We start from the raw sequence: 13,872 nt of genomic DNA, 5'->3' as shown, positions 1-13,872 counted from the left end.
TCGGGGTAGAATGAACCCCTGGCTTTTTCACGAGGAGGATGCGTTTTGTTCCAGAGCACGGTTGAGTTGTACCGCACCATCGAGAAAGCGAATGCCGTCGCGCGCCGCAACGCGCGCGACGGCGCCGCGAGCATCGCCGGTCCGAGCTCGCTGGGCTGCCGGCGAACGACGGCGGCGGCGTTGACGGCGGAGTTGTGGGAGCTGTGGGGCGATGGGCGCGTGCTGGTGGAGGGCGCCCAGCGCTCGCTGATCGTGGCAGAGCTGATGGATGGCCAAAACACGCTCGTGGCCTCGCCGGGCACCGTGGATCTGCTGTCCCGGTTCTTCGCCCGCTACGGAAGCGCTTTGAAGCGCGCGTGTCAGGACGCTGTCCCACTGACCGATCGCGAGCGGGCCGTTCTGGAGCTCGGGCGCCGCTACGAGGCGCGGCTGGCCGAGGCCGGGCTCGTGGAGTCTGACGAGGCGGCGTTCCTGCTGGCCGGGGCCGTGGCTGCGGGGGCGGTGCCCTGCCTGGCGGTGAGCGCGGTCGATCCCGTGGACGCGGGTCCGGGCCTTGCGGCGCTGCTGCGATGCTTCGGCTGCGGCGAGGGGGCCCGGGCCGCGGGCTCGGCCCCCAGCGTCCTGCCGTCGCTGCCGGCGGGGGTCTGCCCGCGCTTTCTCGTGCCCGCGGGGCCGACGGCCGCGGCTGCTCTCGTGCACGACGAGATTGGGACCGCCCTGGAGGCCGGCGAGCACGCTGTGCTCGTGGTCGCTCCCGATCCACGGCCGCTCTATGACGCTCTGGCCCCCGCCCTCGCCGCCGACGGGGTCGCTTGCGCCCTGCGCTGTCCGGTGGCCTTCGACCGGACGTGGTTCGGTCGGGCCCTGGCTGCCGTGGAGCGCGTCGCGTCCCAGGCGCGCCCCGTGGCCGCCGCGACCGACTTCGCCTACAACCCGCTGGCTGCCGTGGGGGCGCGGGACGCACGGCGCCTTAACGGCGCGTTGCGGGCCGATCGTCTCATCGACGGGGCCGCCATGGCCGAGCGCCTGAGCGACTTGTCGCCGACGTTCGCTTCCTTCGCGACCCTTGCGGCCGGGAGCGATGCCGGCTTCCAGGAGCGCGCGAGGGCTTTGGATGCCATCGGGGCGCATCTGCGCGGGGCGACCGGGCTGTCCGTTGTGGCGCGTTCCTGCGAGTCGGCCGCCGTGGCCGCCCTGGCGACGGCCCTGGATGCCGCCGCGGCACTCGGGTGCGCCCCCGCGTCGGCGCTTGGCCTCGCCCGCCAGGCGACGGTGCCCGTGAGCGCTCTGTCGCCGTCGGTCCCGGGCGCGCCCTCGGTGGAGTTCGCGGCCCTCGCTCGCCTGGGGTCGCTCGTGCCCGACAGCTACGATGCGGTGATCCTGGCCGATCTGACTGACGCTGCCTTCCCCGCGGCGAGCCGCGCGACGGCCCTCGACGAGCTGGCGGAGAAGCTGGGCCTGCCCGAGCGCGGCGCTGCTCTCGACGAGCAGCGCCGCCGCTTCGCCGCCGCCATGGGCGCGGCCCGGGCCCGCTTCGCCTGCGTGGTGCCCCAGCGCCAGGCCTCGGGCGAGGAGGCCTACCCCGCTTTCGTGCTGAAGGAGTACGCCGCGCGCCTTGCCGAGGCGGGACGCGCCCGGGCCTTGGCCGACGGCGACGGGGCAGCGGCGCGGGCTTGGAGCGAGACCGACCGAGACCTGTTCGACCTACCCGTGCCGCTGGCTGCCGATGCGATCTGCCGCGGCGAGGACGATCTAGTGGCCGGTCTTGGCGAAACGTACGCCCCAGTGACGGGCGGCCTCGCGCTTGCGAATCCCGTGCGCGGGTGCCTGGATCGCCTCGCCCTGGTGGACTTCCTGCGCACGGTGCGCGAGGAAGGCCGCAGGCTGGTGGTGCTGTCCCCCTCGGCTTTGGAGCTCTATCTGGGCTGTCCCTATGCCTGGTTCGTTCAACGTCGCCTGCGCCCGAGTGCCCCCGACGAGGCCTTCGGCCCTCTGGAGAAGGGCAGCTTCGTCCATGGGGTGTTCGCCCGCTTCTACGATCGCCTGGCCGATGAGGGCATCGTGCGGGTCGTGCCCGAGCAGTGGGCCCATTGCGAGACGGTGCTGGCCGAGGTGGTGGATGCCGAGCTCGGCCGCCAGCGCACGCTGGAGGCGGGGGAGGGGCGCCTGCTGCCCTTGAGCCGTGCCGAGCGGCTGGAAGTGGAGCGCCTGCGCGACCAGATCGCCGAGAGCCTGCGCCGCCAGAGCCGCTTCGCCCCCTCCTATGCCGTGCACGGCCACGAGCGCCCCATTGCGGTGGAGGATGCCGTGGATTACGCTGGCGTGCGGGTGAACGGTCGTGTGGATCGCATCGATGTGGACAGGGACGCGGGACGATTCACCGTGGTGGATTACAAGGGGGCCGTGGGCGCTCCCTACGCCGCGGCCATGGACGAAGACGCCGTCGTGCCGCCGGTGCCCGGGCGGGTGCAGGCGCTCGTGTACGCTCAGGCTCTGCGCCCTGCCTTGGAGGGGCTGCACTGCGCCGGTGCCCTGTACCTGGGCTATCGCGCCCGTACCGACAAGGACCTGGTGGCCGGGGCCGCCGACGGCGCGGTGTTCGAGGACGATCCCTTCGTGAAGGGTGCCTCCCTGGTGCCCATGAACTTCGAGGCCTACCTGGATACGGTGGAATCTCAGATCGCCGCGGCCCTGGAGGGGCTCTACCGTGGCGAGATCGCCCCCGCTCCGCGCGGAGCCTGGGTGTGCGAGCACTGCCCCGTTCCGAACTGCGAAAGGAGGCTGTCGTGAATCTCGAACGCTGCACCACGGGCCAGCGCCAGGTCGTGACCACCCTCGATGAGCCGCTCATGGTGTCGGCCGGCGCCGGCTCGGGCAAGACCTTCACCCTCACTCAGCGCGTGGCCTACGCGCTGGCCCCCGGAGAGGGGGAGGCGCCCTATCTCGCTTCGGTGGGCGAGCTTCTGGCTATTACCTTCACCACGAAGGCCGCTGCCGAGTTGAAGGGCCGCATCAAGGGACTGCTCATCGAAGAGGGGCTGGAAGAGGAGGCCCTGTCGGTGGACGACGCCTGGGTGTCCACCATTCACGGCATGGCCGCCCGCATTCTGCGCGAGCATGCCTTGGAGGTGGGCCTCGATCCGGCTTTCGAGGTGATCGGGGAAGTGGAGGCCGACGAGCTTCTGGCCGAGGCCATCGAGGAAGTGGTGGCTCGGGCCGAGGAGGCGCCCTCGGGGCTCGTGCGCGACCTTTTGGCCCGCGAGAAGCTGCGGGGGTCGTCCTTCAACGACAAGGGCGTCGTGGAATATGCCGCCGCGGTGCGCGAGCGCGTCAGCGCCATGCCCGCGGGCTTTGCGGGTTTGGACACCGCCGGCGCGGTGGTCAGCCCCTCGGCCCTGATGCGCGGCGCCGTGGAAGCCGCCGGCGAGATGCGAGCCGTGGCCGATACCTGGATGAAGCCCTCGGCGAAGAAGGCCGCCTTCCGCGACCGTCTGCACGAGGCCGCCCAGGCGGCCGAGGCGTGGTTGGCCGAAAGCACAGGAGGTGCTTTCGCCGATGAGGACTTCGATGCGGAGGGCTTCTGCGCCGCCTTCTACGGGCTGCCCCTGTCCACGGGCGCTCGCATCGCCAAAGAGGATGTCGGAGCCTTCGAGGCCTGGCAGACGGCCATGATCGCCCTGGAGCGCGAGGTGCGCGCCGCCCTGGCCCAGCGCTGGCAGGCGGCGGTGGTCGCTCTGGCCCGCGAGATCGACGATCAGTTCGCCGCCTTGAAGGGCCCCTCGCGCCTGGATAACAACGACCTGCTCACCACGTGCGCCCGGGCCCTGGCCGAGCATCCCTCCATCGCCGATGCCCTGCGCCGCCGTTTCAAGATCATCATGGTGGACGAGTTCCAGGACACCGACCGTTTGCAGGTAGACATCATCGGCCGCATCGCCCGGCCCGGCTTCGCCAACGTGTGCACCGTGGGCGACGCCCAGCAGTCCATCTACCGTTTCCGCGGCGCCGACGTGAACGTGTTCACGGAATACCAGGCCGATCTGTGCGGCCGGGCCGGCGGGGGCGCCCTTGTCGAGCTGGACTGGAACTTCCGCAGCCACGGCGACGTGCTGGCCTTCGTAGAGTCCGTGTTCTCCCAGTCCGAGGTGTTCGGCGACGACTTTCTGCGCCTGGCCGCCAAGGGGCCCGTCAACGGTAAGCCTGACGCCCTGTTCGACGGCACGGGTCGGCCGCGGGTGAGCGCCGCAGTGACCCACTATCCGTTTCGCGGGCTGCCCTCGGCCGAGGCGCGTGGCGCGGCGGCACGGGCCGTGGCCGAGCACTTCGCTGACCTGGCTGCCGCCGGGGCGCGGCCGGGCGACATGGTCATCTTGCTGGGGAAGATGGGCCACGCCCATCGCTACGCTGAGGCGTTGCGGGAAGTGGGCCTGGCCTCCATGATCGCCGGCGGCTCGGTGTTCTCCTCCATGGCCGAGCCGCAGCTGGTGGCCGCCCTGCTGCGCTGGGCGACGAATGTGGCCGACGACGAGGCGCTCTACGCAGTGATCGCCTCCCCGCTGTTCGCCGTCTCCGACGATGCCCTGTTGGCTCTCGCCTCGGCCAGGGTCGAGGACGGCTCGATGCGCTCGTGCCGCCTCTCCTCGGGCCTTCTGGGGCCGCATTTGGGGGAGTGGGCCGTCGAGCTGGGCCTGTCCGAGAACGACCGGGAGGCCCTGGGCAGCGTCCGAACCCTGCTGGCAGCCTTCGCCCGCATGGCGAGGGAGGGGCGGCCCGTGCGTGCCCTGCGCCAGTTGCTCGTGGCCTCGGGCCTGCTCGATCGCCTGCAAGCGGCCGGGGTCGACGGCCTTGCCCAGGCTGCGAACTTCGCCAAGGCCCTGCGCATCGTGGGCGATCTGGCCGAGGACGCGACAGGCATCGCCTCTCTCGCGCAGGCCTTCGACGCCCACTTGGCCTGCGCCAAGGAAGCGCCGGGGGCCCTGGCCACGGCCGAGGGCGACTTCGTGCGCATCATGACGGTGCACGCCTCGAAGGGCCTGGAGTTTCCCCATGTGGCCGTGGCCGACCTGAAGGACGGCATCGAAGGCGCCGGCCGGCTGGTGGTGGAGAACGTGGGTTCGGCCAGCTTTGCCGCCGCCAGCTTCATGCCCCTTGTTCCCTGGCAGGACGCGGCGCGAAAGTTCGATGATCTGGCGCGGAAGCTGGGGGTGGATGCCGACGAAGAGCCCGAGGCCCTCTTGACCGAGGCCGACGATCCCGTCGAGGCGCTGGGGTGCTTGACCCTCGGCGGTCGCTATCGGGTGCTGGGCGCCTACGCGCGGGCCCAGGCCCTGGCCGAGGCACGGCGGCTGCTGTACGTGGCCCTGACCCGGGCGAGCAAGTCGCTGTTCCTGTCGCTGGTGTTCCGCCGCGATCCCGCCAAGGGCTACGAGGGCACGGGCATCTTCGAAGACCTCTACCGTGCCTTAGAATGGAGCTGCGAGGGCGAGCGTTCGGTGACCGAGGCCGCCTACGGCGGCAGCGCTCCGGCGCGCATCGTCTTCCAGATGCTGCGCCCGGCTGCCGATGAGGCCGAGGGCGACGAAGCGCCGGCGGGAGAGAGCGCACCGGGGGAACCGAGCGCTCCCGACGCCGACGGTGCCCCGTCGGATGAGTCGGCTCCCTGCGGCGCCGGCGCTTCGTCGCCTGCCGTGAAGCGTGCGGAAGATGAGGGGGGCGCGACAGAAGCGCTCCGGCCGTTTGTCGTGCCCGAGCGGGCCGTGCCTCCGTTGCCGCCGGCTGTGCCCTTCAACTTCGCCCGGGCGGGGCTGTACTCCTACACGTCGCTGTCGGGCGCCCACGCCGACAGCGACGAGCCCGTGGCGGCCGACGGGCCGATCGCGCCGCTGCTGCCCGATGTCATGGGCGGTGAGGAAGGCGCCGGGGCGGCCTCGCCGCTCGGAACCGTCGCGGAGAGCGGCTCCGAGGAAGCGGGCGTCCCTCGCGCGGCCTTGGGCCCGTCGGGCGCGTCTCCCGCGGCGGCCGCATCCGCGGCGGAGGCAATTGCCGCCGCGTTCTCGCTTGACGTTGCGGGCTCGGATTTGTCGGGCGCGAATCCCGCCGAATCGGCTACGGCTCTTGGCACCGCCTTCCACCGTCTGGCTCAGCAGGCCATCGAGCGCAGCGATCGAGGTGCGCTCTTCTGCCCTGACGAGGCGGCCATCACGGCGCAGATCCAGAAAGAGGCCCTGTCGGCGTCCCAGCAGCAGCGCCTGCGCACGGCCCTGGCCCGCTGGCTCGCCAGCGACGAGGCCGCTCGCTTCTCCGACTTCGCCCATCGTGGCGCCGAGGTGCCCTTCATCGTCGCGGTGCCGGCCCCATCCGCCGCCGCAGCAGACCCGGCCGCCGCGGTCGAAGCAGGCGCAGCAAGCGCAGCAGACACAGCGGCCGCCCCAGAGGGGTTCTTCCTGGAAGGGGAGATCGACGGCTTGGCCGACAACGGCGACGGGGCAGCCCTGCTCATCGACTACAAGACCGGCGGCACGCCCGATGAGACCCCCGAGGCGCTCGACGGGAAGCACCGTCTCCAGGCCAGCTGCTACGCCTATGCCCTCATGCGGGCCGGCTACACGTCGGTGGATGCGCATTTTCTGCGCATCGAGCACCAATCGGCCGACAATCCCCGCGATCCCCAGATCGTGCCCTATCATTTCGAGGCGAGCGACCTGCCGCAGTTGGAGGCGCTCATCCAGGCCAAGCAGAAGGAGGCGGTCTCGTGACCCGAGAGCACCAGGGAACCAACCGCGAGCGCAGCGAGTACTACGGCGCGCTCCAAGATATCGTGAACGCGCTCTACGCGCCCTTCGGCGATCTGGACCCTGCCATCGCCGAGGCCATCGGCGCCACCGTGCGCCGCCTCGATGTGGTGGTGGCCGCCGAGGCCGCCGATCTGCCCGAAGAGCTTCTGCGCATCGTCACTCTGCTGCCGCCCGGCGACTATACCCGCGCTCGTCTGTGCACCCAGCTGAACAGCGCCATCGCCGGCCACGCCTGGGGTCAGGTCTACGGCACCGTGGAATAGAGCGAACAGGCGGCCCCGGTGTTGCGGGCGCGGGGGCAGTGCCGCTGGCCGCGCCAGCGCGGGAGCGACCGCGCCCTGCTGCCCGGCCGCTCCCGCGCGTCGTTCCGTTCAACCGCCAGGAGACAAAAAAAGAGGAGCCCCACTGGGGGCTCCTCGTGCTTCGCCAGCGACGCGAATTTAGAAGCGCAGGGACAGACAGCTCAGGCCGCCGTCGACCTTGCGGTACTCGGAGGTGTCCACCACAAGCGTCTTGTAGCCGAGGTCCTGCACCGCTTTCAGCACGGTGGGATAGCCCTCGGGCACGATGACGGTGCCGTTCACCCAGATGCAGTTGGCGCCGTAGGCCTCGTCCTCGGGCACGATCACCTTGTTGTACTCGGCGAAGTCGGGCTTGTCGATGAACTCGCCGGACACGAGCATGTTGCCGTCCTCCAGGTAGTTCACGCCGGTCTTCAGGTGCAGCACCTCCTCCAGCGGCACCTCGGAGCCGGACAGGCCCCAGCCTTCCAGGATCTCGATGAACTGGCGGATGCCCTCCTCGTTGGTGCGGGCCGAACGGCCCACGAAGAAGTGGTCGCCCACCATCATGACGTCGCCGCCGTCGAGGGTGCCCGGGGCCACGATGTGCTTTACCTTGTCGTCGTCGAAGAACAGGCGGATGGTCGGCTCGATGGCGTCCTTCTCGCCGTTGCGGGAATCGGCGCCGGGGTTGGTGATGATAGCGCCGCAGCGGGTGATGACCGCCGGATCCTCCACAAAGCAAGAGTCGGGGAACTCCTCCAGCGCGGGCAGCACCGTGACGGCCACGCCGCACTTCTTGAGTGCCTCGATGTAGTCGTCGTGCTCCTCGATGGCGCGCTCGTAGATGGGCTGCCCCAGCTCGGGCGCGCTGGTGATGCCGTCGCAGAGCGACTTGCCGGGCCGGCGAACGATGACATTCTCGAATTTGGTCATAGATGGCTCCTTGTCGTTGCGGAAACACAGATCGCTTATGCGCGGGTACAGTGTATCCCTAACAGGGAGTCAACGGGTTCGAGATTCCCGATTTTACCGATGCTATCCCTCTTCTCGCTCGATTAGCAGATCGCCCAGGAAGCGGATGATGTCGTCGGACTCGAACATCGGCTCGCCGTCGACCACCAGGCAGGGCACCTGGATCTTGCCGGCGATGCGCGCGAGGTCGTCCCCCACACCCGGCTCCAAGGTGTTGCGCATGGGCAGGGCGATGTCCTCCTCTTCCATGAAGGCGAGCACCTTCTGGCAGAAGGGGCAGGTAGGCTTGTAGTACAGAACCATATTGTCCAGATACATTGCGGGTTCCTTTCGTTTGGCGGTCTCGGTTTCCGCTCGGAGAGGGGAGCACTTTCGGGTTTTGTGGACAAAAAGCCGTCGAGTGAGCTGTCAAGGCGGTCAACCTGCATTCTAAAGGTCGTTTTGCGGGTGAAAAGACGGGTTTTTCGGCCTTAAACAAAGCGTAACCGTCGCTTTTCCTTTTCCGAGGGGAATGGCGAGCTCACTCGACGGCTTCTTGTCCACAAAATCTCAATGTGCTCGCCGGTGCTAAAGGGAACGGCGCGGGCCAGCGGTTGGCGCATGGTGAAGGTGCCGCTCGGCCCTTACGTGGGGCTTTCCGCTCACCGTTGGGGGTACAATGGCCGGGCAAGCAACAGGTAGCCCGGGTCATGCGCCCGCGCGGCGATGCGGGCCTACGACGAAGGAGAACGAGAACATGGGTAGGGTCTACAACTTTTCCGCCGGTCCCGCCGTGCTGCCCGAGGAGGTGCTGCGCCAGGCGGCCGCCGAGATGCTCGACTACAACGGCACCGGCATGTCCGTCATGGAGATGAGCCACCGCTCCAAACCCTTCGCCGAGATCATCGAGACCGCCGAGGCCGATTTGCGCGAGCTTATGGCCATTCCCGACAACTACCAGGTGCTCTTCCTGCAGGGCGGTGCCACCCAGCAGTTCGCGGCCATCCCGATGAATCTCATGAGGAACAAGAAAGCCGACTACATCGTGTCCGGCTCCTGGTCGAAGAAGGCCTTCAAGGAAGCCCAGCTCTACGGCGAGGCGCGCTGTGTGGCCTCCTCCGAGGACGAGAACTTCTCCTACGTGCCCGACGTGGCGGGCCTTCAGTTCGACCCCCAGGCCGACTACGTCTACATCTGCCAGAACGAGACCATCTACGGCACCACCTACCCGGCGCTGCCCGATACCGGCGCTATCCCGCTCGTGACCGATGTCAGCTCCATGTTCCTCTCCGAGCCCATGGACGTGTCGAAGTTCGGCCTCATCTACGGCGGCGTGCAGAAGAACATCGGTCCGGCCGGCGTGACCATCGTCATCGTCCGCGACGATCTGGTGCGCGAGGACGTGCTGCCTTTCACCCCCTCCATCATGCGCTACACCACCCAGGTGGAGGCCAAGTCGCTGTCCAACACCCCGCCGGCCTACGGCATCTACATCTGCGGGCTCGTGTTCAAGTGGCTGAAGGAGATGGGCGGCTTGGCCGTCATGGCCGAGCGCAACCGCGAGAAGGCCGCCATCCTCTACGATTACCTCGATCAGAGCAAGCTCTTCCGCGGCACCGCCCGCAAGGAGGATCGCTCTCTTATGAACGTGCCCTTCGTGACCGGCTCGGCCGAGCTGGACGCCTTGTTCGTGGCCGAGGCGAAGTCCCACGGCATCGAGTCCATCAAGGGCCATCGTTCGGTGGGCGGCATGCGCGCGAGCATCTACAACGCCATGCCGAAGGCTGGCGTGGAGGCGCTCGTGGCCTTCATGGCCGAGTTCGAGCGCAACAACGGCTAGGCGAGACCCGAGGCGAAAGGACGCGCCATGACGAAGAAGATCCTGGTGACGGAAGACTTGGTGGCCGAGGGTATCGAGTCGCTGACCGAGCGCGGCTTTCAGGTGGACGTGCTCATCGAGCCCACGCCCGAGGCGCTCATCGGGGCCATCGCGCCCTACGACGGGCTCATCGTGCATCCGAATACCCAGGTGACCACCGCGCTGCTGGATGCGGCCGAGAACCTGAAGATCATCGGTCGGGCCGGCGTCACTGTGGACAACATCGACATTGATGCGGCCACCGAGCGCGGCATCATCGTGTGTAACGCCCCGAACTCCAATGTGATCTCGGCCGCTGAGCACACCATGGCCCTGCTGCTGGCCGCGGCCCGCCACATTCCCGAGGCCTCGGCCTCGATGCATGCCGGCCAGTGGCGCCGGGCCGACTTCATGGGCTGCGAGCTGTACGGCAAGACGCTGGCCATCTTCGGCTTGGGTCGCGTGGGCGGCCTGGTGGCCGAGCGGGCCGCCGCCTTCGGCATGAGTCTTATCGGGCATGACCCTTACTGCTCGGCCGAGCGCGCTCTGCACTTGGGGGTCAAGCTGTACGAAGATATGGCCCCGGTGCTAGCCCAGGCCGATTTCATCACGGTGCACCTGCCCCGCACGGTGAACACCCTTGGCATGTTCGGCGCCGACGAGTTCGCCGCTATGAAGGACGGCGTGGTGCTGGTGAACGCCGCACGCGGTGGCATCTTCGACGTGGATGCCCTGGCCGACTTCGTGGCCGCTGGCAAGATCTTCGGCGTGGGCCTGGACTCCTTCGATGAGGAGCCCTGCACGGACTCGCCCCTGCACGGGTTCTCCGCAGCCGTGCTCACGCCGCATCTCTCGCCCATGACCCACGAGGCCCAGCGGCGGGCGAGCACTCAGATAGCCGAGGCCGTCGCCACGGGCCTGGAGGGCGGCATGGTGGCCACGGCGGTGAACCTGGCGCCGCTGCCCCCCGAGGTGATCGATGCGGTGGGTCCCTATGTGCCCGCTTGCAAGATGATGGGGTCTCTGGCCTCTCAGATTCTCGGCCATACGCCCCGCCAGGTGAAGCTGGAGCTGGCGGGCGCCATTCGCGACGCCGATCCGGCCCCTCTTCTGGCGGCAGTGCTCGACGGCGGTCTGTCCTATCGCCGTATCGGCTCGTTCACGGCGGCCAACGCCGAGGCCATCGCGGCCAGCCACGGCATCGCCGTCAGCACGGCCCGCATCCCCGATGCCCAGGAGTACGCCTCCTATGTGCGTCTCAGCGCCGACGGCATCGAGGTGGCGGCCACGCTGTACGGCACCGAGCACATCCCGCGTATCATCTCGCTGCTCGACTACAAGATCGACATCGCTCCGGCCAAGCAGTCGCTCGTCTTCGAGTACGTGGACGGTCCCGGCCGCATCGGCACCATCGGCACCATCCTGGGCAAGGTGGGTGTGAACATCACCACCATGCAGATCGGCACGAAGCCCTCTGAGGACTGCGCGCTGGTCTACATGAACGTTGACCGACCTGTGGACGACGAGGTGCTCTCCGCTCTGTTCTCCACCATCGAGCTGCGCAATCTTTGGCGCCTCGTGCTATAGGTGAGGCGCCATCGCCGAGCGCGATATCGTGCTATAGGAAGTTTTAACAGCGTTTTAATGGCGCCATCGCGAGGTGGCGCTGCTCGTTTTGCTATGATGCTCTCGGTCAGTTTTGCCCGCGCCGCGCGACGCGGGACCACGGAAGGAAAGAAGGAACGGCATGACACGCAAGATCGACATCTTCGACACCACGTTGCGCGACGGCGAGCAGTCGCCCGGTGCTTCCATGAACACCGAGGAGAAGCTGGTCATCGCGCGTGAGCTCCTTCGCCTGAATGTGGATATCATCGAGGCTGGCTTCCCTATTTCCAGCCCGGGCGATTTCGAGAGCGTGCGCCGCATCGCCGAGCTGGCAGGTGACGCCGCCACGGTGTGCGCCCTCACTCGTGCGGTGGAGAAGGACATCGACTCGGCCGCCGACGCGCTGCGCTACGCCAAGCGCCCCCGCATCCACACGGGCATCGGCGTGTCGCCCTCGCACATGCGCGACAAGCTGCGCATCACCGAGGACGAGTGCGTCGAGCGCGCCGTGAAGTGCGTGAGCTACGCGAAGAAGTTCGTCGAGGACGTGCAGTTCTACGCCGAGGACGCGGGTCGTTCCGACTTCGCCTTCCTGGCGCGGGTCATCGAGGCGGTCATCGCCGCCGGCGCCACGGTGGTGAACATCCCCGACACCACGGGTTACTCGCTGCCTGAGGACTTTGGCGCGCGCATCAAGTACCTCATGGATCACGTGAAGGGCATCGAGGACGTCACGGTGTCGGTGCACTGCCACAACGACCTGGGCATGGCCACGGCGCTGTCGCTCGCGGGCGTGCGCAACGGCGCCACGCAGATCGAGTGCACCATCAACGGCCTGGGCGAGCGCGCGGGCAACACGGCCATGGAGGAAGTGGTCATGGCCATGCGCATGCACGGTGCCGAGCTGGACGCCCACACCGATATCAACGCTCGCGAGTTCATCAAGGCGAGCCGTCTGGTCAGCTCCATCACGGGCATGAACGTGCAGGCCAACAAGGCCATCGTGGGAGCCAACGCCTTCGCGCACTCCTCGGGCATCCACCAGGACGGCGTGCTGAAGAAGCGCGACACCTACGAGATCATCGACCCGGCCGAGGTGGGCGTGGGGGCCAGCCAGATCGTGCTGACGGCCCGCAGCGGGCACGCGGCCTTGAAGCACCGCCTGGAGGAGCTGGGCTATGTCTACGAGGGCGATGAGCTCGACCGCATCTACACCGCCTTTTTGGATGTGGCCGACAAGAAGAAGGAAGTCTACGACGAGGATCTGGAAGCCCTCGTCAACGAGAGCGACCGCGAGCTGACGGCGCTCTACACCCTGGAGGGCGTGCAGGTGAGCTGCGGCTTCCCGTTGAAGCCCACGGCCACCGTCACCCTGCGCGGGCCCGAGGGCGACGAGCGTACCGTATGCGACTGGGGCACCGGCCCCATCGATGCGGTGTACAAGGCCATCGCCCAGATCGTGCAGGTGGACAACGACCTGTCCGAGTTCGCGGTGACGGCGGTTACCCGCGGCATCGACGCGCTCGGCGAGGTGACCGTGCGCGTGAAGGCCGCCGGCGGCGAGGTGTACGTGGGCCGCGGTGCCGACGGGGACATCATCGTGTCCTCGGCCAAGGCCTATCTGAACGCGCTCAACCGCCTGCTTGCCGAGAAGCGCTAGGGCGCTGCGCGGTCGCGCGCCGGAAAGCGCGCCCCTTGGCTCCGCGAAGCCGACGGCCCGTCCGTCGGCTTCTTCTTTTCCCAGGTGTTTTCGTGTATGATACGCCGATACCCTAGGAGAAGGAGAGGCTATGGCTGAGGACAACAAGCTCGGGCGCAAGATCACGACCCTGCGCGAGGCGCACCACCTGTCGGCCCAGGATCTGGCCGATCGCTGCGGCTGCGACGTGGCACTCATCGAGCAGCTGGAAGGCGGGGAAGTGCCCGCGTCGCTCGCGCCCCTCATCAAGCTGACTCGCGCCCTCGGGGTGCGCCTGGGTACCCTGATGGATGACGACGAGGACTTCGGGCCGGCCTATATCAGCGCCGAGGCCATGGCCGAGGTGGAGCGCGTGAAATCGCTCCAGACTGCCAAGGATGCCGGCGACCTGGCCTATTTCAGCTTGGCCGCGGGCCGTCCGTCCCGCCATATGGACCCCTTCATCATCACGGTGACCCCCACCGGCGAGGCCACGCACAAGCTGGACTCCCATGAGGGGGAGGAGTGGCTCTACGGCATGGAGGGCTCCATCGAGATCGAGTACGGCAGCGAGACCTACGTGCTCGGCCCCGGCGAGTCCATCTACTACGACTCCATCGTGCCCCACCAGGTGCGCGCCCACGCGGGCCAGAACGCGAAGTTCCTTGCTTGTGTATATACCCCCTTTTAGGAGGCGCG

9 protein-coding genes are annotated in these 13,872 nt (G+C 68.2%); 7 read left to right on the top strand and 2 right to left on the bottom strand.

Annotated elements, in window-relative coordinates; genetic code table 11:
• Window positions 1-45: 45 nt before the first annotated feature.
• The 3 genes from G503_RS0107385 to G503_RS0107375 are packed head-to-tail and all read left to right on the top strand — an operon-like array spanning window position 46 to window position 7,057.
• Window positions 46-2,790: a PD-(D/E)XK nuclease family protein gene (locus tag G503_RS0107385; protein ID WP_028027078.1), complete on the top strand. Its 2,745-nt coding sequence runs from the start codon at window positions 46-48 to the stop codon at window positions 2,788-2,790.
• On the top strand, window positions 2,787-6,755 hold the full coding sequence (locus G503_RS14295; RefSeq protein WP_051191036.1) for a UvrD-helicase domain-containing protein: 3,969 nt from the start codon (window positions 2,787-2,789) through the stop codon (window positions 6,753-6,755). Before G503_RS0107385 ends, G503_RS14295 begins: the two co-directional genes overlap by 4 nt.
• Window positions 6,752-7,057: an F-box domain-containing protein gene (locus G503_RS0107375; protein ID WP_028027077.1), complete on the top strand. Its 306-nt coding sequence runs from the start codon at window positions 6,752-6,754 to the stop codon at window positions 7,055-7,057. Before G503_RS14295 ends, G503_RS0107375 begins: the two co-directional genes overlap by 4 nt.
• A gap of 177 nt (window positions 7,058-7,234) precedes the next feature.
• Here the strand turns inward: G503_RS0107375 and G503_RS0107370 are convergent, their stop codons facing one another.
• Together G503_RS0107370 and G503_RS0107365 are read right to left on the bottom strand one after the other, a co-directional pair.
• Window positions 7,235-8,011 carry a dimethylarginine dimethylaminohydrolase family protein gene (locus G503_RS0107370; protein ID WP_028027076.1) on the bottom strand — a complete coding sequence of 259 codons (777 nt, stop codon included), beginning with the start codon at window positions 8,009-8,011 and terminating at the stop codon, window positions 7,235-7,237.
• A 102-nt stretch (window positions 8,012-8,113) separates the two neighbouring features.
• A complete protein-coding gene (locus G503_RS0107365; RefSeq protein ID WP_028027075.1) occupies window positions 8,114-8,368 on the bottom strand; it encodes a glutaredoxin family protein in 255 nt (84 codons plus the stop codon).
• Between the two features lie 418 nt (window positions 8,369-8,786).
• On the opposite strand from G503_RS0107365, the gene serC reads away from it, so the two are divergent.
• From serC to G503_RS0107345, 4 genes are all read left to right on the top strand, one after another.
• Window positions 8,787-9,869 (top strand): 3-phosphoserine/phosphohydroxythreonine transaminase, encoded by a 1,083-nt coding sequence (gene serC / locus G503_RS0107360; RefSeq protein WP_028027074.1) that lies wholly within the window; start codon window positions 8,787-8,789, stop codon window positions 9,867-9,869.
• Between the two features lie 27 nt (window positions 9,870-9,896).
• Window positions 9,897-11,474, top strand: coding sequence for a phosphoglycerate dehydrogenase (gene serA, locus G503_RS0107355; protein WP_028027073.1), 1,578 nt, complete (start codon window positions 9,897-9,899; stop codon window positions 11,472-11,474).
• Between the two features lie 160 nt (window positions 11,475-11,634).
• Window positions 11,635-13,155, top strand: coding sequence for a 2-isopropylmalate synthase (locus G503_RS0107350; RefSeq protein ID WP_028027072.1), 1,521 nt, complete (start codon window positions 11,635-11,637; stop codon window positions 13,153-13,155).
• A gap of 130 nt (window positions 13,156-13,285) precedes the next feature.
• On the top strand, window positions 13,286-13,864 hold the full coding sequence (locus tag G503_RS0107345) for a helix-turn-helix domain-containing protein (RefSeq protein ID WP_016308678.1): 579 nt from the start codon (window positions 13,286-13,288) through the stop codon (window positions 13,862-13,864).
• Window positions 13,865-13,872 lie beyond the last annotated feature (8 nt).

Origin of the sequence: Adlercreutzia mucosicola DSM 19490 (genome assembly GCF_000422625.1) — a bacterium.
GTDB classification, from domain to species: domain Bacteria; phylum Actinomycetota; class Coriobacteriia; order Coriobacteriales; family Eggerthellaceae; genus Adlercreutzia; species Adlercreutzia mucosicola.
Note: the sequence above shows the minus strand (reverse complement) of the source record. Positions and strands in the feature narration are given on the sequence as shown.